This window comes from Desulfogranum japonicum DSM 18378 (assembly GCF_000429945.1).
Taxonomy (GTDB): domain Bacteria; phylum Desulfobacterota; class Desulfobulbia; order Desulfobulbales; family Desulfobulbaceae; genus Desulfogranum; species Desulfogranum japonicum.
Genome location: NZ_AUCV01000018.1, coordinates 73,208 through 94,851 on the forward strand (window position 1 = coordinate 73,208; position 21,644 = coordinate 94,851).

The window sequence follows — 21,644 nt, forward strand, 5'->3', positions numbered from 1 at the left end:
AAGGAACAAGGCTCGCATATCAAAAACACATGCAAACCAGAAGCATGATATCTTCCCTGGGCACAGTGGTTTTTGCTCGCACGCCTCAAAACGTTGGCAAGAGCCGTCTGGCAAAAACCTGGAACCGCGCCGCAACCGACACATTCTACCTCCATTGTCTCGACTGTGCTGCCCAATGGTTGCAGGAAGCAACAAATCATTCTGCAGGCTACTGGGCGCTCACAGGAGAAGGCTCCAGACAGGATATATTCTGGAAGAGCGGTAACATTCTTGAACAGGGTGCAGGCGGCCTGGGAGAACGTATGGCCAGTGTCTCTGCCCAACTCTTGAGACGACACGATTTCTGGTGCCTGGTAGGCAGTGATATCCCCCAGATGCCTGCATTGACCGAGCTGGCACTCTGTGAACGCCTGCAACACTCCACCTTTGTATTTGGCCCTTCCCTTGACGGAGGTTTCTGGCTGGTCGCCGGGCGTCGGGCACTTCCCCTGGATATATGGACCACGGTTCCATACTCCTGTTCCAACACCCTGGAAAAAATGATTTCAGCCCTGATTACAAGAAATACAAAGTGGCAAATCGATACCAGCCTGCCTTTGCTTAATGATATCGATCATTACGCGGATCTCCTGTATCTGTTCAAAACGTTACAAGAGATGCGCCCCTCTCTGTCCAGGCCCCAGAGCAGATTACTGGAATGGCTCGGCAATCAGCATATATTCACAGGAGAAGAAAAGTAACTGATCACAGGATGTCTGAGGTTTTCGCAAACAGGCTGGTGCAGTGTATTGGGTTATACTTCTGCCGGGCTTATCGAGGAAAAATCAGGTGCGCCGTTAGCAGTTACCTGGATATTTTTTATTTTCTGGCCAACACCCTTGTTGACAGTTCAATCCGCTCAGGACCAAATCAGCTACACGTATCAGCCTCCGTGTTCTGGTACTCCAGAAGATTTTTCGTGATTGCCATGCAATAAAATAGAATATGTTTCAAAGCGTCTATCAGCTCCATATGCAGATCATGGCTTGTCTCTGAGACGCTGACCTTCTGCTGAATTCTCTGCAGATGATGGCTTTCGGTCAGCAGCTCAAGCCGTTCGAACTCCTCCATCTGCGCCAAAATACCAGATGCTCTTGTGCAGTCTGCGCTTTCAATGGCCATTGTAAGCTGCTCCATACAACTGCAGACGTGTGCGTGCAGAGTTCGAATTTCCAGCTCTCCTTCTCTGCTTAACGCCACCCTCTTGCTTTTCTTTTCCCGCAAAAGCTGCAACATCCTCACCTCAATCACATCACCCAGCGCTTCCTGATCCTTAACAATCTTCAACAAAGTAAACACTTCCCCTGACTCTTTTGGGTGTAATTCCTGCCGCATGATCTGGAAAAGGTATGCAGTCACCTGGGATTCAAGATAATCAATTTTCTGCTCTCGCATCACGATGCCGTCAACAAGCGAAAGCTGGGGAAAAATAACATCACTGGCAGGTTGCTTATTGAAAAACGGAGGGATTGCAGATGCAAGCATCCTGCTAAGTATCTTATTCATTCTGCCGACTTCTGCTCTGGCATAGCTGAGTGCCAGCAGTGGTGTGGAAACCGCAGAATGTTTCAGGTGCCACACCATGGGGATCAGCCGTGCCTCTTCAGGTTTATCAGGCAACAGCCGGACAACCAGTTTGGCGAAAAAAGGCGTAAGGGGCAGAAATGCAAAAGCCATAACCAGATTGTACAAGGTATGCGTATTGGCGATCTGCCGGGGGATATGTGCTACTGTTGTTGCAAGGTCTCCGTCAACCGGCCCAGGCGAAAAAAACCGCACGATGCCAGCCATCTCCTGGATAAAGCAAAGAAAAAAGGAAACACTGCTGAGATTAAACAAAATCTGCGCCAGTGAGACCCGTTTCGCGGCCCTGCAGGTACCAACACTGGCTATGGCTGCAGTAATACACGTTCCTATATTAGCACCGAGCATCAAGGGAATGCTGGTTTCCAAGGTCAATACTCCCTGCTGGGCCAGTACAATAATAATACCCACAAAAGCGCTACTGCTCTGAATGATTGCAGTACACACCATGCCTACGCATACGCTGATCAGCGGTTTTGAGAAAGTATCCAGCAAAGCGATAAAAGGCCTGTAATCATGCAGGGGCTCCATCGCCTGCGACATAAGCTGCATGCCGAAAAACAACAGCCCAAAACCAGCCAATGCTTCCCCGGCATTCTGATAGCTCTGTTTTTTGGCAGTAACGTGCAACAGAAAACCTGCTGCAAAGATGAGCAGGGCATAATCATGCAACCGAAAAGCTATTAACTGGGCATTGACAGTGGTGCCTATTTCTGCGCCAAGAATAACGCCCATGGCCTGCACATAGGTCATTATCCTGGATTGTACCAGCCCCACCAGCATCACGATGATGGTACTGGAACTTTGAACCACCATGGTTGCAAAGGCACCGGACAGCATCCCCAAAAAACGATTGGCGGTCAGTTTTGACATCAATGAGCGAATACGATCGCCTGACATCTTTTTCATGCCGCTGCTCATGGTTCTCATGCCATAAAGAAAAACAGCAAGACCACCGAGAAAGTGAATGAGTATGTATTGATAAGATACGTGTTCCGTCATGGCCAACGCTTAACAAGCGTGAGTATTTTTATTAGAGAGAAGTCTGTCGAAAAATTGCCGTTTTTTTTTTCAGATACGCCCCTGGGTTGATGCAATTCTCAGGCTTGCATTTATATTATCCAACTCTCTATTTCATATTCCATACAGCGCAAGCTGAAAAAGACACATCCAATACAGTTGGAAACCGACATGACCAGACACAAAATCCCCTCCAGTCAGCAAGACCGCAGATATACCCGAAAAGCGGCAAACCAGGCGCGTCTTCGATGGCTGGAATTTCTCCTGCTATTTTTTCTTATTCCTTTTATCTATGCCTTTCATCACGAAGCCTCGCCTCTCTATTTTCTCGTAATTCTGGCTTTTTTCAGCGGAATTGTTCTGTACAGGAATCATGATTTCAGAAATGAGGTTTTCACCAATAAGGATCCCTGGCTCAAGGACATTCGCAGAGTATTATTGCAGTTTTTTCTCATCGCCCTGGCACTGACAGGCCTCGTCTACATCTTTCTGCCTGAACAGCTTTTTTATTTTCTCAGGCAACATTTTTCAGTCTGGCTATCCCTGATGGTCATCTATCCGCTGCTTGCAGTCTATCCCCAGGAACTCATTTATCGAGCTTTTCTCTTCCACCGCTACCAGAGAATTGCTGAGAACGAAAAGTATCTCCTGCATTTTAGTGCGATAGCTTTCTCCTTTGGCCATATCATTTATTTTCACCCCATATCCAACCTGTTAACCCTGGCTGGAGGCTACCTTTTTTCCTGGACCTACCTGAAAACACGCTCGCTGCTCGCTGTTTCATTTGAACATGCTCTCTACGGCTGCCTCATGTATACCATAGGGCTTGGGCGGTACTTTTATACAGGATTTGACAGTTTGCTGTGACGACAAGAAAGACAGGTAACATACATTCAATGGACCGTTCTTTTACCATGAACGTATTATTTTAACTTTCGTTCCCTGATGATATGTATAATTTCTCTGTTAAAGGCACATTCACAAAGAGCCTCACAGCGATCAAGCTGTTCTTTTTGCAGACAGTACGAAGGACAATCTTTTTTACCCGTTCTTCGCTCCTCATACTTTTTGCCGGAATACAAATCAAAAAATTCTTTTGCATAGATGGTCAGCGTTGACCCGCAACCTGGCGCCTGGTGGGTAAAATAGAACAACCCCAATTCAAGTTGCTGAAAATCAACGCCATAGCCATTAATTTCAAGGGAGAGATCGTCTATAAAGGTATCACGTGTTTCCCAAACCGTTCCACACATGGGGCATTGTTTAAATATTGTGTTCTCTTTCATGATATGTCCAAAATAATTTGAATACGTGGTGCCCAAAACAAAAATGACAACACAAAAAACGAAGACATGACGACATGGCTGGCGCCTCGCATCTGCTGCAGAATATACTCACAAGGTACTCCAGACTAGAAATTCTCGGGGACATAACAAGACACCAAGGTATCCATATGCAACACCAGGATTTCGAATATTGAACCAGTAAAAATACTTGACTGTCTCCTGGAAAAAATAAAGAGCCATAGAGTACGATTCACTGGTATACAATATCATATCACTACTCAAAGTGTAGGGAGACAAAGTCTGTAAGTAATGGTTGTCAACCTTCTCCTGCTAAACCAACAAACCGCCTTGCGTGAGGGTACATGGAGCGCGCCCTCTGATTTTTAGATTTTAGCATGTTTTTTTGGAGCAATACATGAACCTCCCTGTTTTAAAAATATTAATCATTGAAAACGACACTGCCTTACTGGATGAAATCTCCAGAAACATACTGCGTTGCGTTGATAATTTTGCCAGAACAGATCTCAGCGTCGAAACCCTGAACGAATCCAGTGTTACCCATGCCATACAATGCATAGAGGAAGATATTGATATTCAGGCAGTTGTTCTCAGTTGGGATATTGATGCTCAGTGGAACGACAGCATTGCCAGCAACGCTTCCAATATACGAAACAACACCGATATCATCACAGCGATAAAGGCAATTCGAGTTTCCCTACCAATCTATATCCTGGGAGACGACACAAAAGGACTTGATATCATTAATGAATCAGACGATATAGAGTCCTTCTTCTTCCGGGACGATATTATTCAGGATCCAGAGTCGATACTGGGTTACATTCTTAACGATTTTGATGACCGTTGCCAGACCCCTTTTTGGGATGCTTATAAAAAATACATCACCGAATCAAATGATTCATGGCACACTCCCGGCCACAGCGGCGGTTTAAGCTTTCGCAACTCTCCTTACATCAGAGATTTTTATCAATTCTATGGCCGGAACGTTTTTGTAGGAGACCTGTCTGTTTCAGTTGACTCGCTAGGCTCTCTCACTGAAGGGACTCATGCCATTGGCAAAGCCCAGGAAGCTGCAGCATACACGTTTGAGAGCACAAAGACCTTTTTCATAACCAATGGCTCAAGCACCTCAAACAAAATTATTCTGCAAACCCTTCTCCGCAGCGGAGATAAAGTTATAGTAGATAGAAACTGCCATAAATCAATCCATTATGGGATTCTCCAGGCAAGGGCAAATCCAATTTATCTCAGCAGCATCTTGAGTCCTGAATTTGGAATATTCGCACCTCCTGCTCTTGATGAAATAAAGGAAAAAATAGAACAGCACCAAGGTATCAAGCTGATCGTGCTTACAGGGTGCACCTACGACGGTCTGCTCATCGATGTACGCCAGGTTGTAAAAATGGCCCACGCAAAAGGCATCAAGGTGTTTATAGATGAAGCCTGGTTTGCCTATTCTCTTTTTCACCCTGCATTCAGGTACTATTCCGCCATAAATGCCGGCGCAGATTACATAACCCACTCTGCCCACAAAGTCGTCTCAGCCTTTTCTCAGGCATCATATATCCATGTCAATGATCCTGATTTTGACGCTGATTTTTTTCATGAAATCTACAGCATGTATTCAAGCACATCACCCAAGTACCAAATTATCGCCTCCCTTGACGTCTGTCACAAACAGCTTGAAATGGAAGGGTATGGTCTACTGAAAGGTCTCCTTGGGCAAGTTGAAGAGTTGAAGACACAGATGCGCTCTTTCAAGCATATAAAAATACTGGAGCAAAGGGACTTCCAGGAACTGTTTCCCCATTTTGCCACAGATAATGTTGGCCATGACAGCCTTAAAATCCTTATTGACGTCTCTGGACTGGAATATTCAACCAGCGAGATTCATAGATACCTGCTGGATGAAATCGGTCTGGAGATTGAAAAATTTACCCATTCAACCATTCTGGTTCTTCTTACCCTGGGAGGAACACGCTCAAAGGTAATCAGGCTGTATAACGCCCTGAAGAAATTGGATCAAAAGAAAGTTACACTTCCTGTTTCGAGAACCAAGAAAGCACTGATAAGCAACCTCCCGGATATCACATTGCATTGCCTTCCTGCAGATGCTTTTTTTGGACCGAGAAAATGCCTGGATTTTGATAACGCTATTGGTAAAATCGCCGCTGGCCTTGTAACGCCATATCCGCCAGGCATCCCTTTGCTGGTTCCCGGACAACTTATAGAACAAGCGACCATCAACTATTTACGAAGCCTTGTTGCCCAAAACACGCACATCCAGGGGATGTATGGCGGACAGATTTACGTGGTTCGGGAACAAGTGACAGCTGGCACCACAGCGTAACAGAAAGAAAACAAGAAACATTTTCTTTACTACTTATCTCCAAGAAGGGTAAGAAGCACTTCATGCCGCTCCTGAAGGTCCTCTTTATCATGTTGCTCCTTGAAATAGGTATCTGATGATTTTTTCAACATATTACCATGTCGCAGGAGCGCCTTTTGAGACCGGGAATCGGTAAGGGTTGCAGCGATTTGTATATATGCTTCCATGAGCCGGATACTCACCGCAACACTTGCCGTACTGTTTTGACGAATTTGATTAAATGCAGTATCCAGAAGGTCTCCGAACGTAACAGGTTTGGTTATTACCCTTAATTGGCCTTCAGGATCATAGCAACGGGAGTGGGGAAAAGGTTTCCCTGAAAGGTAGCACAGCGCTGAACTCAGATAATCAATGCACGAAACCGCTGTAAAAGGGTCATTGATTCCCGGCGAAAGCGAACGAACCGCTATCTCAACGAGTTGATGGATGGCAAATTCCACATCCTGTTCAGCTGTGCGCTGCCTGCCGTAAATGAACCCGCCCTGTACCTCACGAACAAGGGTTTCTGTGAGTTCTGTTTCCCCCTGCAGCATACCCAGGGTGGTCGTATATGTGGCGAACTCTCCAGCCTTTACATACAACTGCATACATATATTATGGGTCGCGCAGAGAGACACCAGTCTCTCGTAATCTACCGATTGCAGGTAACCATCATTTTTCGCAGCTATTTCAGCACTATACAGACAGGAACGATTACACTCTTCAGTGCTTTCCCCTGGTGTTTCCTTGGCATTAGCCGTATCGATATCTTTGAAAATCCTGTCTATATTTTCAATGAGATTTCTGTATACGCCGTGGATTACATGCTCGGCTTTAATGGAGGTGCCTATATTATGAATAAAATAGATAAGGATACCAGCGTTGACAATGGCAAGAAGCACAGAAATATTAACAGAAATCATTGGCACAAAAATATCATTTTGTGCAGAATTAACTGATCGCAAAACAAGCAGACAATAAACAAACGTGGCAACAAATACTCCGAGAACAAACTGAGTACTTTTATCCTCCATGAAATTTGTCAACAACCTGGGACCAAATTGAGAAGATGCCAAGGTCAAGGTAACAATCACAATGGAAAAAACTACACCGGTAACGGAAATCATGGATCCCGCGATGGTGGAAAGCACTGATCGGGCACCTTCAGGCCCCACTATTAAAAAATGTTTGAAGACCGCCCTTTTATCAAGGTGCAGAGTATGCTGTAGCAACTCATACTCAAGAACCACATCCAGAGATATGGTGATAAAGGAAACACAAAAAGCAGAACAAATCATTATTGAGGGAATAAACCATAAGCTGCCGCTTATGCTCACCCAAAAGTTATAGAGTTGCGCTCGACTCATTGTCTGGTTCCAATTCATTATCCTTGCGTGTTAGTAACTGCTCACAGCTACCCCACGAGGTCTTCCGCTGGTCGCTTATCTCTTTGCACCATCGCGGTTTCCCACATAGATAGCCTACCGGAGTCTTCGCTTAGGGCCGCGGGAAATAATAAATATCCAAAAATTGCGTAGAATATCGGTTTGGTTACGTTGTCGTATCAATGGTTCCACGGGCCGTATTGAGCCATTGACGCTACGACGTTACCGAGTTGAGAGACAAGCAAGATTGGATAATGTATGTTTTCCGTGACCCTTACCTGCGAAAAAAACCGTGCTTACCCAAATCTGAAGCACCTGTGACCAGTTACAATTCAGGACTATTTGAAATATCAGTAGTGTTAACCCCTTGATCAGTTACGCTTTTTCGTATAATTACTCATTCATCGTGACCGAGGCCCAAGAAGGAACCAAAGAATCAATCCTAGTAAAGGAAGTATCAGGATCAGCAGAATCCAAACGACCTTACTTCCCGTTGATGCACGGCTCTGAACAGTACTTACAATGGCCCATATATCTCCGATGAGAATGAGTAATCCAAAAATACCCGTAACTTCAATGCCCATATATCCTCCTTGTTTCCCTCTGCCTTCCTTTCCAGAGAGCATACAAACGTTCGCTAAACGATTATAGGTACACCCTTTACTATCATTTGTTCCTGATATTCAGGTGTTGTATTACCCGCACCAACAAAAGACCTCAACAATAAATCCAGCAAAAACATAGAGATAATTCTATGTATTATTTACCGGCTGTCAAGTATCTGGTCATCCTTCGCTCCTTCACGACCTATTCGCTATCAATATCACTGTATTTATGTATTTTTCTTCATATAGAGAAATAACTACAATCCTATTTTCATTGTAAGTACATACATAATCGGCGCTCTCTATATCAACTCATCACACATTTTCAGGTAAATACGAATTGAATCAAAACTAAAAACAGACTGTATCAACATTGACTTTTTTGTGCTGTGTTCTACATATCTATATAATGATTTTGTATTAATAGATTACTTTTTGCACACATACATTTTCACAACGTCAATTCACTTCACACAACCTTATGAATATTACAGACCTAAGAAACCTTAAAAGATTTAATGAGATTGCATTAGTTTTATTAAAATACGGTTTTGATGAAATAGTGAACCGGTTTGAAATCCCAGGAGGACATGTCTTGCAGAAGATACGTCCCATAGATGGAGACCTCACCATATATCAACGTATCAGACTTGTTCTTGAGGAGCTTGGCCCCACGTTCATCAAATTTGGCCAGATCATGAGCTTACGCCCTGATCTTTTACCCCAGGAACTGCTTGCAGAGCTTGAAACACTTCAAGATAACGCTCCTTTCGTTGACACAGAAGCAATTATTGATTCCATAGAACAAAGTCTTGGCAAGGACATTCCTGAGGTCTTTTCCACCTTTGCCCCTCAGCCTGTTGCCGCAGCTTCTCTTTCTCAGGTTCACACCGGAGTACTGAAATCATCCGGAGATCGTGTTGCGATCAAAGTTCAGCGCCCGGGAATCAGTGAAATCATGAAACATGACCTGGATATCCTGGAATCAGTCTGTGCATTTCTGGATGAACAATCAAAGGATCTAAAAACCTTTGAATTGCCAGAGCTTGCGGCCACCATCAGGCGGACCTTACTTCAGGAACTGGATTTTACACTGGAATGCGGCAATATGAACATTGCCAGATCCCATGCTCAAGGCACCGATGTTTACATCCCCAGGCCGTACGATGAACTTTGCTCAGAACGACTCCTTATAATGGAGTTTTTTGACGGAAAAAAATTTAAAGAAGCCATTTCCCAGCAGGAAAAAGACCGCAGACAACTGGCGAGGAATGGCCTGCGGGCAGCAGTAAAACAGATACTTGAGGATGGCTTTTTCCATGCTGACCCACATCCAGGTAATTTGCTCGTAGGCAGCAATATGAATATCTGTTTCATTGACTGGGGCATGGCCGGCAGGTTAACGGACCGAGATCGCTACATACTCATTGATCTGTTATCAACCATTGTTGAAAAAAATACAGAAGGCCTGGTTCGCAGTTTTCTCAGAATATGTGGAGAAACCGGGCAACCCATTGACAGGGAGGGATTAAAAAGAAAACTGAGCGATCTCCTGGATCGATACCATGCTGTACCGCTTAAACAGATCAATGCCGCCCATTTCATTTTAAGCATGATGCAGATATTACGAGATTTTGACCTGCACCTTCCCTTTGAATACGTTATCATGGCAAAAGCATTGATTACCGCTGACGGTGCTGCCAGGCTTGCCTACCCTGACCTGAATATCGTGGAAGAAATGAGCAGCCAGGTACATGCCATATCCCGTAAACGCTACAGCCCCGAGCTGATCTGGAAAAAATTCAAAAATTCATTTGCCGAGCTGTGGCTCATGCATGAGTCGCTTCCTGGCCAACTGCAAAACATTATTCGAGCCATTGAACAGGGCGATCTCAATATCACCCTGACGCTGAAAAAAATCGAACGGTTGGTCACAACAATTGAAAATGCCTCTAACCGTCTAACCATAGGTATTATCACCGGCGCAATCATCATGGGCTCTTCCATGATCATCACAACCGGTGTAAAGCCATTCCTTTTCGGCTATCCGGCTTTGGGCGTTATAGGTTACATCATTTCCGTCGTACTTGGATTATGGCTTGTTCTCACCATCCTGCGTAATAAAAAGTATTAACGTTGGGGGTAACTACGTGTAGCCAAACATATCAACCACCCAAATCATCCTTTAATTCCTGCGTTTTTCTGATATGGCTGAAGTTAAAGCCCGCAACAAAAACACTACCGCCTATGAGGTTACCAACCATTGAGAGCCCTATAAATCGCGCTCCATCCAGGAATGTAAAATGCTCGCTCATATATATGGCTGTCAATATTTCCACAGAGCCTGCGATGGAGTGGTGAAGCCCACCAAGGCCTATCAGAAAAGTAACGATATAGATGCACAGCATCTGGCTGAATCCTGGAGGAGAAACAAGAACAAGCCATGCGCCAATGGCCATTAACCACCCTGCCAACACTGAACTTACAAGAAGTGTCCCTGCACTTTGCCCTACAAGATGATGCCCGATGAACAGATACCCGTCACGCGCCAACACAACATCATCGGCAAGCATCAGTAATCCGGCACTACAGGCTGCCCCCAGTTCATTACCGATGATTACACAGATCCAAAGCCGTAACAGCTGACTGACACTGGCCTGTTTTGCCAAAACAGGATACACTGCCGTGGCTGTATGCTCTGTAAAAAGCTGGGTTCCACTCATGATACAGATGATAAACCCAAGAGGATAAACGAGCGCCATTGCAAGCCTGGGAATCAGTGGGTTTGCCGCAGAAGAGGTAAAGGTGGCCATCACAGCGACCGCCATAACGGTAAAACCAAGAATCAGTCCTGCCCCAACAGAAGACAATACAAAAGAAAGCAGAGGCCGCCTGAGTTGCTCCAAGCCTTCATTGATTGCTTTTTCCAGTACATCATCAGGATGCCGTACAGCCTCATCGTTTCTTTTAACAATGACTGGTATGAAATCCTTGTCTTCAATTTGCCGCTCCACACTACGTTCAGTGTGCACGGCATCTTCTGAGAAGTCGCTTTGTTTACCTGAGTGCTCAGAAGGTTCTTCCTTGTCTGATACGGAAGCTGTTTGTTTGACCTCACTCATTTCCCAAATACCTCTACAATTATTTGTCTTAGTGTCATATTTCAAACAAGAGAGAATGCCTTTGCATGTGGTCTTAGCCTTTATCTTTGCTCATATACCGAGGGATGCCCCAAAAGCCGCAAGCGATCATAAAATTTCTTTTCATCTCTTGTCAAAGAATCCATTACGCCTCCGAAAACCGGTATTGCTTCGAGTATGAGCCTGGAGAATATAAAAACAGGTCGCATACAGCTACGTATATTTTTATACTGCACGTTCAGGGTATTGAGAAAAAATAACGGCTCACACTGCGTCTGCTCTTTCAACCATCAGCCTGGCCTACATATACCCATACGCTGTACCAACCTACTTGCGAAAAATTTAGACACACGGTAACCAGCTACACATACCAAGGGAATTGTTACTTTTAATTGTTTCACCTGTGAGTAGTTACGAAAAAAGTTATAGTTACATGCCAAGCTTCCCATTTCAAGGGTGCCGGTAAAAACAATGCGCATAACATTTTTATATTTCAAGGGATAAACATATGGCCAAACAAAAAGTCGCCGTTGTAACAGGTGGAGCCGAAGGTATAGGAAAAGCGATATGCAAAGCCTTTCAAGCTCAAGGAGCAGCAGTTTGCACCATTGACATACTTGAAAACGACTACTTTGTTGGCGACATCAGCGACGAACAGGTGCTCCGTGATTTTGCCGCAAAGGTCATTGCTGATTATGGATCTATTGATTACTTGGTCAATAATGCCTGCCTTTCAAAGGGTGGCCTGCACACCTGCTCCTTTCAGGATTTCAACTATGTACTTCGGGTGGGGATAACAGCTCCCTTTCTACTAAGCAAACTCTTTATGGAACATCTTAATACACCGGCAAGTATCGTGAACATCTCTTCAACCCGTCACCTGATGAGTCAGGCTGACACTGAAAGCTACACTGCAGCCAAGGGAGGCATTACAGCACTTACCCATGCCATGGCTGTCACTCTTGCCGGAAAAGCCCGGGTAAACACTGTTTCTCCAGGATGGATTGATACCAGGGGAGAGCAATGGGAAGATGCCGATAAGCAACAACACCCTGTGGGCAGAGTAGGTGAACCATCTGATATTGTACACACGGTTATGTTCCTATGCGACCAGCAAAGCAGCTTCATTACTGGCCAAAACATAACCGTGGATGGCGGGATGAGTAAATTGATGATTTACCACAATGACTGTGGCTGGACCTATATGCCATAGCCATGGTGTTCACAAGTATCGTTTTCCTCACCTGCAGGGCACTTCAAGTTGGGCGCACCCAGCCAGATCCCGTATGACCAGATTACCTTCGCCAATGACATCCAGTGTCCTTGTTGAGATGGTGGTGTCCTGGTCGTTGAATGCATTCAAACTGAGATCAACTATTTGGCCGGACAGCAGGTCGTACTCAAACTGAATTCTCACGATGTCCGTGGAACCACAGCCTCCACTCCCGGGATAGTACTCTGCCAACCTTTTATCCACTTGAAAACAAACCGAATCTTTTATCAAGATTCGATTAAAACGCTTGCACTTCAGCAGCAATGGATTGTTCCTGGATATCTGTTTGCTCAACAGCTGGCCGAGTACGGTTTTAAGAAAGCAAACCCCATGGCGATTAAAACGCTCGTCAGGAGACTGCTTCTTTATACTGATGCCAAAGTCGAGTCACAATTTGACGGTTCAGTCAGAGAGACCCTCCGACGCCAAGTCGTCACGGTTGAAAACTAACAAACAAAGAAAAGTGAATCCGTTTACCGAACCGGTTCTTTGAACAAATCTCGCTTAGCCTGACAGCTTTGGGCTACACGCGGGAAGAAAACTTCCCTTTCAGTTAAAACTTTCAATGTGGATATACTTATCAGCAACACCTCGTTCAGTTAGAAGAGATACCATGTCGGCGAGAAACCTTTTTGACCCACATACAAAAAATTCGGCACTGTTTATAGGGACAAATTTTTCCATAACCCCCATATCAATACGGCCTGACCGATGGTAATCCCGATCTTCTACATCCTCTTCATGCGGATTAGTGTACAATACAATCAACTGAATCATGTCGTTCGAGCCGGCAAGAGCGGCGACCTCTTCTCTAAATGGATGATGAGGCCCATTGCGTGCTCCATGGACGAAATATATCCGACGGTTTTGTATTGCCAGAACATGAAGCATGCTCACCATTGGTGTGATACCGATTCCTGCGCTAATAAGCACGATGGGCCGATCATTATCCACAGAAAGGATAAACTCACCTTCCGGTTCTTTTGCGAGGATGACATCCCCTAGTGAAAGGTGATCATGTAGTAGACGGGAGACCAGCCCCAATGGTTCTTTTTTACGCTGATGCGGTATTTTCCCTCTCCGGGCGGGTTTGATAAGGAGTAGGTTCTTTCCACCGATTCGTTGTCACTAAGCTGTAGCTCAATCGGAAGATACTGGCCTGCCCGATACAGCGGTAATTGGCCATTGTCCCGAGGGACAAACACAAAGGAGGTAACATCTTCGCTTTCAATAATTTTTTTGACCAAACGTAGTTCACGGACAGGGCCGTTAGAGGGACTCCATCGCAGAGGCAATACATGATTTAATTGCACGATACGGTCAATTTGAATATTAATAAGCCTCTTTGCACCAAAATGTTTGGCGACCTCGACGGAATCCCAGTCAATTTCAGCATTCCCACTAATTTGCAGCATAGAGCCATTTCCAAAATTCACAAAAAGCACTCCCACCCTGGAATCCACAGTCAAGTTGCCGATGGTGTTGAATAGATTGTTGCCTGCATAATCAGGAAGAACAAGGCAGGTGTCGCTGCTGACTTTGACAAAGCCTGCCCGACCACCCCTGTGAGAAACGTCCATTCCTCTGCTCCTTTCTTCCTGGTTTGCCTTTTGGATGCCGCTGGCAATAAACAACGTATCTGCTTGGACGATTAAGGATTTCATTTGATCATCAAGATGTGTGTGATATGAAATGTTTGCTTTGTCCAAATTTGTGTCAGCCTTGCGCCAGATACGTTTCGATATATATTGCGGGCAATTCCCATATGACTGGTCGACTGCAACAGTAAAGCCTTTATCGTCCCAATGCGTCACCTTTCCATTGGCTCGGTTGCGTCGACGAGTCTCAAGCTCAATTCCCAGAAGGCCAATCTCTGCGCCTGGAAAAAATGACATTTCCAACGCATCGCCTTGCAAGGGTCTCGACCCGACTGTCAAGTGTTTAGGATCAAATGATTGCACAAACCCGGGAGTACCGACCAACAATGTCGCCCATGGAGCCCCTGCAGCATCCCTGGCGGCTGCAACTAAAAAGGGCAGTTGTTGAAAAAATACTCGATGATGGTCTGGCATGAATGGGCGTATCGCATGAGGGGCCCAGTGGCTGACCTCGTCGAGGACACCGACACGTTTTTGTACCGCAATTTCACCCTCATGAAGTGGAGACCACGCCTTTTCAGCTTTCATGATATCGCTCCAGATTGATGGGAATAATTATGTTTTACCCTGCAAATTGAACCGACTCAGTTCAATGCTGAGCCAGTCCAGGAGGAACAACCGTTTATTTAACCCTGACGGGATAAGGAGGGGTGGGGATAATAGGGCAGAAGTATGTATAATTTCCTTTGGGCAAAGAGACGGTGAAATCACCTTGCTCACCATTTTTCAGCAGGATTACCTTCATGCTCGTTTTATCTGTCGTGATATTGTTTTGCCCTTTGTTGAAAACAAAACCTGCGTCTTTACCTGATTTATTGATAACTACGAACTTATACTCTCCAGCCTTTATATCAAAGACATCGCCCTGGGTTTCAAAATAGCCAGGTCTTTCTGTTATGGTAATTGTATTGTACTTGTCTGCAGCTACTACTGTTGAAGCTACGGCGAAAACTGCCAGAGAAATGACCATGGTTACTATCCTTTTCATGACTACCTCCACCTTACCTATATGTGATGTATCTTATCGTAATGCTTGAACCAGCATGACTACTCACCGGTTTAAGCCGACTTGCGATGGTATGGTAATTTTGCAAGAACTAAAGCGCAATCCACCAGACCATCTCTACGCCTTGTCCTTTGGAGGAGTTGAGACGCTTTGCTCTTTTCAAGTCAAGAAACATGCCATTTTTATAAAGTTGCCAACATGTTAATATTATGACCATTTGCCAAGTATGGAAGATGACCAGAGATGACGAAACTTCGTGCAAACACGAAGTTTCGTTGGCAGACAACGATATTTCGCATTTTAAGAGGATAGAAAGCGTGGTATTACAACAAATAAAATTGGGATTCATGTGATGAAATAACTCTGTTTAAGATCGGTATTTGCCATGAACACTGAATTTTTACAAAAGATCGCTCTTTCTGTTGCAAATGAACAATCAATTGGAACCCTGTTACAACGAATCACCACTGGTCTTTCAGATTCCCCCAACACGGTTCTTGCCAGGATCTGGCTGAAACAGCCTGGTGATATCTGTGATAACTGTTTTGCAGTGGATGAGTGTCCTGATCATCGTCTATGCCTTCATCTCGTAGCTTCAGATGGGACTCCGCTTGATCCTGGCATACCAAGACCGATTGGGCTTAATGGTAAATACAGGAGGTTTCCTCTTGGCATCAGGAAAGTCGGAAAGATTGGATCTTCAGGTGAAGGAGTATTGCTGGCAGACGTGGATCAATCACCTCCCTGGCTTAAGGATCCAGATTGGGCTCGACGAGAAGCCGTGAAGAGTTTTGCAGGTCAGCCGTTGCTTTTTCGAGGAGAACTCTTGGGGGTCATGGTGATCTTTAGCAGGAAAATTCTTCGACAGGCAGATTTTGAAATATTACATGCTTTTGCAGACAATGCTGCGGCCGCATACGCCAATGCACGTGCTTTCGAAGAGAATAAGCGGCTTCGGTACAAATTGGAGTCAGAAAATGAATACCTCCGTCGTGAGGTCAGTACCATCTATGATTCGAAAGAAATTATTGGAAATAGTCCACTCATTCAGAAAATGCTGGAGCAGGTGAATTTAGTTGCTCAGGCCGACACAACGGTATTAATTTCGGGTGAATCCGGTACCGGTAAAGAGCTTGTTGCCCGAGAAATCCATCGGAGATCGGCAAGAAAAGATCTGCCAATGGTACGGGTTAACTGTGCCGCAATTCCCAGGGAACTCTTCGAAAGTGAGTTTTTCGGTCATTTGAAAGGTGCATTTACCGGGGCAGTGAAAGATCGGATCGGTAGATTTCAACTTGCAGACAAGGGAACTCTTTTTCTCGACGAAATTGGAGAAGTCCCTTTGGAACTCCAAGTCAAGCTTTTAAGAGTTCTACAAGAAGGTGAATTTGAACCGATTGGTGATAATAAATGTCATAAGACTGATGTACGAATAATAGCAGCAACCAACAAAAATCTTGAAAAGTCTGTTCGCGAGGGAAACTTTCGAGATGATCTTTATTATCGGCTTTCAGTGTTTCCCATTAATGTTCCTCCTCTCAGAGAGCGGGGAGAAGACATCGCTCTGCTAGCCTTTCATTTTATTGAACTGTTAGCTGCGAAATTAGAGATGCCGGTACCAACTTTAAGGGAAAAACACGTTAACAGTCTAAAATCATATGACTGGCCAGGTAATGTAAGAGAATTGGAAAACACTATAGAACGTGCTCTCATTCTTTCCCGCCACAGTCCGTTATCTTTTGAAAATCTTTCTTCTATACAAACACTACGTAAACAGAAAAGCATAGAACAAGTCTCACCCCAAAGCCAATCTCGAACTGTTTTCACATTTGCAGAAATGAAAGAAAGAGAACGCGAGAATATCATTACAGCTCTAAAGCTGTGTAATTGGAAAATAAGAGGAACAGATGGTGCAGCTTCGTCTTAGGCGTGAAACCTACCACTTTGGCCTCACGTATCAAAGTAATGAAAATAACCCGTTAGGACCAGAAAGAAGATAAGTAAAATTAGCATGATACACAACATCGTTTTCCCATGATTTGTCAACAACTGTGTTTTGACACCAAAAATCGCCATTTTTCACAATTTGTTAAAAATGCCTTTTTCAAAATTTCGCAATTATAGTCAGATAGTAACCTGAAAGTCGGCTAAAGCGTCCACTTTAAACAAACGGTACCGCTCTATAAGTACGGCATTGTTGAAATGCCGTGCTTTTTTCTTGCCTTTAAACGTGTACGTATTATTATATATACGCGCATCTTAAAGGGAGGATCATGCATGGCTAAGCCAATAACAGGAAAAACTCATGTCGGTGAACGGCGTGAAAAGCGTCCGAATGGCGATATTTACGTCTATGAACGGATTACGGCCTACGACGAAAAGACCAGGAAGACCTACACTGTCAGTCAGAAGCTAAAAGGAAAAATCAAGGCGGGGACCCAAGAAATTGTGCCGACTCGTCCTAAAAAACGTAGAGGTGAAAGAGATGTTGTTGATGCAACACGTCAGCACACAGGCCTCACGGATATCCTGGAATGGGTTGGTAGGGTTTCCGGCATCGATAATGATATACGTTCTTCATTTAGCGAGGGTGATGCGGAGAAGATGCTTTCTATCGCACGTTACTGGATCGGTTCAGGTGGCAACACGCTCCCGCGCCTTGAAAGCTGGCAGGTGATGCACCCCCTTCCATACCAAGAAACAATTACTGAAGATGTGTATGGTAAGCTGTTCAGGGATGTTGGACGCAATGAAGATGGCGTTCAGCAGTATTTTTCAGCCCGTGCAGCACGACTGGGGAAGTCTCCCGTACTTGCGTTTGATTCAACCACCATTTCGACCTACTCTGAAAACCAGTCAGAGGCACGACGGGGATTCAATAAGGATGGCGACGGGCTCAACACGATCAAACTTTTAACCTTATATTCCGTGAAGGCTCGCGAACCCATGGCCTTCTCCAAACAACCCGGAAATATTCCTGATGTCATATCCATTGAAAATACGCTGGCACAACTCAAGTGCCTCAATCTGGAAAAACCCCTGATTGTCACTGATAACGGCTATTATAGTCAAAAGAACATGATGGAATTCGCCTTGCGCAATGTGAAATTCCTGACCTTAGCCGATCCAAATATTGTCTGGGTTCGGGAAACAGTTGACGAGCTTCGTGCAACAATTGCCGGTATGTCCAGCACTTGTCCTTTTGATCCTACCATCTGTGGCGCAACATCGCGTAGAATGCACCAATTTAGCCGTGTGCGTCAACGATCACGCAATGGCAAAATAGCCGGTGAAAGAGAAACAATCTCACGACGCCTGTATGTGCATGTTTATTATTCTCCAGACAACGAAGTCAAGAAAGAACTGGCCTTTCGCAAGGATCTGCTTGAATTGAAGGCGCAAGTAGAAGAAGGGCAAACCGAGTTCACGGAATCGGCGCAAAAGAAAATCGACAAATATCTAACCTGCTCCAGAAAGGGGCGAGGGGGACGACTGAAAGTAGGATTCAAAGACGAATCTATTGCTGAAGCAAAGAAGTACTTCGGCTACTTCGCCCTGGTCAGTAATCAGGCAATGGACACTTTTACCGCACTTGAAAACTATCGGTTGCGAGAAAAAATCGAAGAACTCTTTGCCGTGCAAAAGGGAAGGCTCGACGGTGCTCGACCACGAACATGGTATCCGGACAATCTACGCGGAAGACAATTCGCACAATTTATTTCGCTGGGCTATCATTGTTTCCTGACGAAAAAAATAAAGGAGGTGCAAGCCAGGCTCAAAATACAAGAACCCGGAAAGTCCAAGTCACTTATTAAACTTGAAAAGAAACTGGACTACTGGATTTCACAACGTTCTTTAGCTCAGATCCTTGATTGGTTCGACTGCATCGAAACCACAACGGTTCAGACGGTTATGGCCGAACATCGATGGTCCACCGAATCAGTAGCCAGAGACAAGCTGTTCTTGGAGTATTTGGGCGTTGATATATAGTGTACGCTTTAGCCGATTTTCAGGATAGTAAAGTGTTTTTTTAATATAGACCGGCAGCACCCTTCTCCTCATGGCCATGAATAGTAAAATAGTATCGACTATAATTACTTCCGCCGAGAGTACAGTCTCCTGTTGACAAACGCCTGTGCTGCTTGTAAATTCTGCCCACATCTTATTATTTCAAGGAGCTTTTATGTTTACCCATTCAATTGATCTTGTGCTCTACGTTACTGGAAGACAGGCAGCGTAACAGACAGACGATTGAGCAGTATTTCAATACGCCATAAAGAGATTATATTCTAAATCCCTCTTTTGGTTACTCTCCGAGTTGGTTCGATAGAACCTCTGCGTTATAGTTGCGCCCTGCCCCAGTAACACTTCCTCATAGCATTCAGAACACGTTAATTACCTGGATCAACTTCTGTTTTTTGCATGCACATGCAATCTCAGCCAACAGTGTTGATTCACTCTGGATATTTCAACTATTTGGAAGAAACCATGAATTCAACAGACACCATAAACACACTACACAACCAGAATATACCAACATCACTTCAACAGGTTGGCTGGTCGTCTTTTTTTCAGAATCAACTGCAAAACGACTCCAACGACACAAGCCCTGCTCGCATTATAGGGGTAAGAAAAAACACATACCTGGCAACTCTGGGGCACCAAGAGATACCTGCCACCCTTTCAGGCAGGCTTTTCAACACATCCGGCTTGTCATTTCCTGCTGTCGGAGACTGGGTGCTGTTACGCGATACGGTTATTACTCAGATTTTTATGAGAAAAAATGCACTCTCCCGAACAGCATCCGGCGGCAGAGACCGTAAAAACAACGAAGCATTTTCCAAACAGCAGGTACTTGCGGCAAACCTTGATATGGTCTTTATCGTATGTGGCCTGGATAGGGATTTCAATCCCAGAAGAATAGAACGCTACCTTACCCTGGTCTATAACTGCGCCCTAGTACCGGTTATCATATTAACCAAATGTGACCTGCATCATGACCCCACGATCCTGATTCAGGAGGTGGAATCAGTCGCTTTCGGTGTTCCTGTATACCCGGTTGCAGCAAATGACACAGCCACAGTCTCACAGTTGAGAGCACTGCTGTCCGTTGGACAGACAGCCGCACTTATTGGATCTTCAGGTGCTGGTAAATCCACCCTGATAAATCGTCTCTATGGGGATGAAATACAGGCGACCAGTCACGTGGGCAGCAGGGTTGGTAAAGGAAGACATACCACAACAACCCGGGATCTCATTGTACTTCCCTCGGGCGGCATGGTTATCGACAATCCGGGCATCAGAGAGATTGCGCTCAGCCTTGATACTGTTGGGGAAAATTCAGCCTTTCCCGACATCGAGGCAGCTGCCAGATTATGCCGCTTTGCCAACTGCAGCCACAATCACGAACCTGGGTGTAATGTTCTGGAGCAGGTAGCAAATGGCCAGATAACGTTAAGCAGACTGCAGAGTTATCAAAAACTGCAAAATGAACTCGACTATCATCACCAACGGGAAAGCAAAAGCGCTTCAAGACTGGAAAAAGAGCGCTGGAAAGCTGTTTCTCAACAAGCGAAAGCCATAAAAAAGAGGAAAAGATAATGGACATACGAGAAGCAAACAAACAGGATGTGCCTGCAATTCTCCAGGTACATCAAAAAGCATTTGGTGAGGACAAAGGTACTGTTATTAGCCGATTAGTGAACGACCTTTTTCAAGACACCACCGCAAAACCCAGCTACTCTTTTATAGCCAATGACAAGGATACCATTGTTGGCCATATTCTCTTTACACATGTTAACATAGAAGGAACGGGCAGCGATATAGATATACCAGCGCAAATTCTAGCGCCTCTGGCGGTTCTGCCGGAGCACCAAAATCAAGGAGTCGGCATTCAGTTAATTCATGCAGGCATTGATGCACTTCGAAAGTACGGTATCAAACTTGTCTTTGTGCTGGGTCATCCCGGCTATTATCCACGTTGTGGCTTTATCCCTGCTGGATCGATCGGGTTTGAAGCCCCATATCCCATCCCCCCTGAACATTCCGAAGCCTGGATGGTGCAGGAACTTTGCCCAGGTATTCTCGACCAGGTGAAAGGAAAAGTCGTGTGCTCAGTTACTTTAAATCAACCTGAACATTGGAGGGAATAATTACATGATGATATTGCGGCGTACTGGCTTGTTTGTGATCTTATTTTGTAAACAGGTTTGAAAAATGCGACAGGTAAGGTAGTGTAAGGAACTATTCATGGTCACCATCT

18 protein-coding genes are annotated in these 21,644 nt (G+C 44.9%); 9 read left to right on the forward strand and 9 right to left on the reverse strand.

What is annotated here, in order from left to right; translation table 11 throughout:
• The first annotated feature begins 29 nt into the window (after positions 1-29).
• Positions 30-740: a TIGR04282 family arsenosugar biosynthesis glycosyltransferase gene (locus G493_RS32050; RefSeq protein ID WP_028580224.1), complete on the forward strand. Its 711-nt coding sequence runs from the start codon at positions 30-32 to the stop codon at positions 738-740.
• Between the two features lie 169 nt (positions 741-909).
• Here G493_RS32050 and G493_RS0109775 read toward each other — a convergent pair whose 3' ends face one another.
• Positions 910-2,625, reverse strand: a complete 1,716-nt coding sequence (locus tag G493_RS0109775) for a Na/Pi cotransporter family protein (RefSeq protein WP_028580225.1) — start codon at positions 2,623-2,625, stop codon at positions 910-912.
• Between the two features lie 189 nt (positions 2,626-2,814).
• Here G493_RS0109775 and G493_RS32055 point away from each other — a divergent pair, with 189 nt between their 5' ends.
• Positions 2,815-3,510 carry a CPBP family intramembrane glutamic endopeptidase gene (locus G493_RS32055; protein ID WP_051309189.1) on the forward strand — a complete coding sequence of 232 codons (696 nt, stop codon included), beginning with the start codon at positions 2,815-2,817 and terminating at the stop codon, positions 3,508-3,510.
• A 56-nt stretch (positions 3,511-3,566) separates the two neighbouring features.
• Here the strand turns inward: G493_RS32055 and G493_RS0109785 are convergent, their stop codons facing one another.
• On the reverse strand, positions 3,567-3,929 hold the full coding sequence (locus G493_RS0109785) for a hypothetical protein (RefSeq protein WP_153306469.1): 363 nt from the start codon (positions 3,927-3,929) through the stop codon (positions 3,567-3,569).
• A 415-nt stretch (positions 3,930-4,344) separates the two neighbouring features.
• On the opposite strand from G493_RS0109785, the gene G493_RS0109790 reads away from it, so the two are divergent.
• A complete protein-coding gene (locus G493_RS0109790) occupies positions 4,345-6,297 on the forward strand; it encodes an aminotransferase class V-fold PLP-dependent enzyme (protein WP_028580227.1) in 1,953 nt (650 codons plus the stop codon).
• A 29-nt stretch (positions 6,298-6,326) separates the two neighbouring features.
• On the opposite strand, the gene G493_RS0109795 is transcribed toward G493_RS0109790, so the two are convergent.
• The gene (locus tag G493_RS0109795; RefSeq protein ID WP_028580228.1) at positions 6,327-7,682 is read right to left on the reverse strand and encodes a DUF2254 domain-containing protein; all 1,356 of its coding nucleotides are present in this window, start codon (positions 7,680-7,682) and stop codon (positions 6,327-6,329) included.
• A gap of 419 nt (positions 7,683-8,101) precedes the next feature.
• The gene (locus G493_RS0109800; RefSeq protein ID WP_028580229.1) at positions 8,102-8,284 is read right to left on the reverse strand and encodes a PLDc N-terminal domain-containing protein; all 183 of its coding nucleotides are present in this window, start codon (positions 8,282-8,284) and stop codon (positions 8,102-8,104) included.
• Between the two features lie 616 nt (positions 8,285-8,900).
• Between G493_RS0109800 and G493_RS0109805 the strand changes: the two genes are divergently transcribed.
• Positions 8,901-10,439, forward strand: a complete 1,539-nt coding sequence (locus tag G493_RS0109805; RefSeq protein WP_051309191.1) for an ABC1 kinase family protein — start codon at positions 8,901-8,903, stop codon at positions 10,437-10,439.
• 31 nt (positions 10,440-10,470) lie between these two features.
• Here G493_RS0109805 and G493_RS0109810 read toward each other — a convergent pair whose 3' ends face one another.
• Positions 10,471-11,427 carry a formate/nitrite transporter family protein gene (locus tag G493_RS0109810; protein ID WP_084813514.1) on the reverse strand — a complete coding sequence of 319 codons (957 nt, stop codon included), beginning with the start codon at positions 11,425-11,427 and terminating at the stop codon, positions 10,471-10,473.
• Positions 11,428-11,953: 526 nt separating this feature from the next.
• On the opposite strand from G493_RS0109810, the gene G493_RS0109815 reads away from it, so the two are divergent.
• The gene (locus tag G493_RS0109815) at positions 11,954-12,658 is read left to right on the forward strand and encodes an SDR family oxidoreductase (protein WP_028580232.1); all 705 of its coding nucleotides are present in this window, start codon (positions 11,954-11,956) and stop codon (positions 12,656-12,658) included.
• A gap of 27 nt (positions 12,659-12,685) precedes the next feature.
• Here the strand turns inward: G493_RS0109815 and G493_RS33380 are convergent, their stop codons facing one another.
• From G493_RS33380 to G493_RS0109830, 4 genes are all read right to left on the reverse strand, one after another.
• Positions 12,686-12,862, reverse strand: coding sequence for a hypothetical protein (locus tag G493_RS33380; RefSeq protein ID WP_205623659.1), 177 nt, complete (start codon positions 12,860-12,862; stop codon positions 12,686-12,688).
• Between the two features lie 405 nt (positions 12,863-13,267).
• Positions 13,268-13,762: a ferredoxin reductase domain-containing protein gene (locus G493_RS32060; RefSeq protein ID WP_051309192.1), complete on the reverse strand. Its 495-nt coding sequence runs from the start codon at positions 13,760-13,762 to the stop codon at positions 13,268-13,270.
• Positions 13,720-14,904 carry an FAD-binding oxidoreductase gene (locus G493_RS28720; RefSeq protein ID WP_051309193.1) on the reverse strand — a complete coding sequence of 395 codons (1,185 nt, stop codon included), beginning with the start codon at positions 14,902-14,904 and terminating at the stop codon, positions 13,720-13,722. Before G493_RS28720 ends, G493_RS32060 begins: the two co-directional genes overlap by 43 nt.
• Positions 14,905-14,998: 94 nt before the next feature.
• Positions 14,999-15,364 (reverse strand): hypothetical protein, encoded by a 366-nt coding sequence (locus G493_RS0109830; protein ID WP_035274138.1) that lies wholly within the window; start codon positions 15,362-15,364, stop codon positions 14,999-15,001.
• A 403-nt stretch (positions 15,365-15,767) separates the two neighbouring features.
• Here G493_RS0109830 and G493_RS28725 point away from each other — a divergent pair, with 403 nt between their 5' ends.
• From G493_RS28725 to G493_RS0109850, 4 genes are all read left to right on the forward strand, one after another.
• A complete protein-coding gene (locus G493_RS28725; protein ID WP_205623660.1) occupies positions 15,768-17,309 on the forward strand; it encodes a sigma-54-dependent Fis family transcriptional regulator in 1,542 nt (513 codons plus the stop codon).
• Positions 17,310-17,659: 350 nt separating this feature from the next.
• Positions 17,660-19,372, forward strand: coding sequence for an IS1634 family transposase (locus tag G493_RS0109840; RefSeq protein ID WP_028580235.1), 1,713 nt, complete (start codon positions 17,660-17,662; stop codon positions 19,370-19,372).
• A 498-nt stretch (positions 19,373-19,870) separates the two neighbouring features.
• Complete coding sequence (rsgA, locus tag G493_RS0109845; RefSeq protein WP_051309194.1) at positions 19,871-20,983, forward strand: ribosome small subunit-dependent GTPase A; 1,113 nt, start codon at positions 19,871-19,873, stop codon at positions 20,981-20,983.
• Positions 20,983-21,534: a GNAT family N-acetyltransferase gene (locus tag G493_RS0109850; protein WP_028580237.1), complete on the forward strand. Its 552-nt coding sequence runs from the start codon at positions 20,983-20,985 to the stop codon at positions 21,532-21,534. Before rsgA ends, G493_RS0109850 begins: the two co-directional genes overlap by 1 nt.
• The last annotated feature ends 110 nt before the right edge of the window (positions 21,535-21,644 follow it).

What these genes read in the sequence shown, in the direction of transcription:
- G493_RS0109785 (WP_153306469.1), bottom strand. Translation starts at nt 3,929, where the DNA reads ATGAAAGAGAACACAATATTTAAACAATGCCCCATGTGTGGAACGGTT.
- G493_RS0109795 (WP_028580228.1), bottom strand. Translation starts at nt 7,682, where the DNA reads ATGAGTCGAGCGCAACTCTATAACTTTTGGGTGAGCATAAGCGGCAGC.
- G493_RS0109775 (WP_028580225.1), bottom strand. Translation starts at nt 2,625, where the DNA reads ATGACGGAACACGTATCTTATCAATACATACTCATTCACTTTCTCGGT.
- G493_RS0109840 (WP_028580235.1), top strand. Translation starts at nt 17,660, where the DNA reads ATGGCTAAGCCAATAACAGGAAAAACTCATGTCGGTGAACGGCGTGAA.
- G493_RS0109790 (WP_028580227.1), top strand. Translation starts at nt 4,345, where the DNA reads ATGAACCTCCCTGTTTTAAAAATATTAATCATTGAAAACGACACTGCC.
- G493_RS28720 (WP_051309193.1), bottom strand. Translation starts at nt 14,904, where the DNA reads ATGAAAGCTGAAAAGGCGTGGTCTCCACTTCATGAGGGTGAAATTGCG.
- G493_RS32050 (WP_028580224.1), top strand. Translation starts at nt 30, where the DNA reads ATGCAAACCAGAAGCATGATATCTTCCCTGGGCACAGTGGTTTTTGCT.
- G493_RS0109810 (WP_084813514.1), bottom strand. Translation starts at nt 11,427, where the DNA reads ATGAGTGAGGTCAAACAAACAGCTTCCGTATCAGACAAGGAAGAACCT.
- G493_RS0109850 (WP_028580237.1), top strand. Translation starts at nt 20,983, where the DNA reads ATGGACATACGAGAAGCAAACAAACAGGATGTGCCTGCAATTCTCCAG.
- G493_RS0109800 (WP_028580229.1), bottom strand. Translation starts at nt 8,284, where the DNA reads ATGGGCATTGAAGTTACGGGTATTTTTGGATTACTCATTCTCATCGGA.
- G493_RS0109815 (WP_028580232.1), top strand. Translation starts at nt 11,954, where the DNA reads ATGGCCAAACAAAAAGTCGCCGTTGTAACAGGTGGAGCCGAAGGTATA.
- G493_RS32055 (WP_051309189.1), top strand. Translation starts at nt 2,815, where the DNA reads ATGACCAGACACAAAATCCCCTCCAGTCAGCAAGACCGCAGATATACC.
- G493_RS28725 (WP_205623660.1), top strand. Translation starts at nt 15,768, where the DNA reads ATGAACACTGAATTTTTACAAAAGATCGCTCTTTCTGTTGCAAATGAA.
- rsgA (WP_051309194.1), top strand. Translation starts at nt 19,871, where the DNA reads ATGAATTCAACAGACACCATAAACACACTACACAACCAGAATATACCA.
- G493_RS0109830 (WP_035274138.1), bottom strand. Translation starts at nt 15,364, where the DNA reads ATGAAAAGGATAGTAACCATGGTCATTTCTCTGGCAGTTTTCGCCGTA.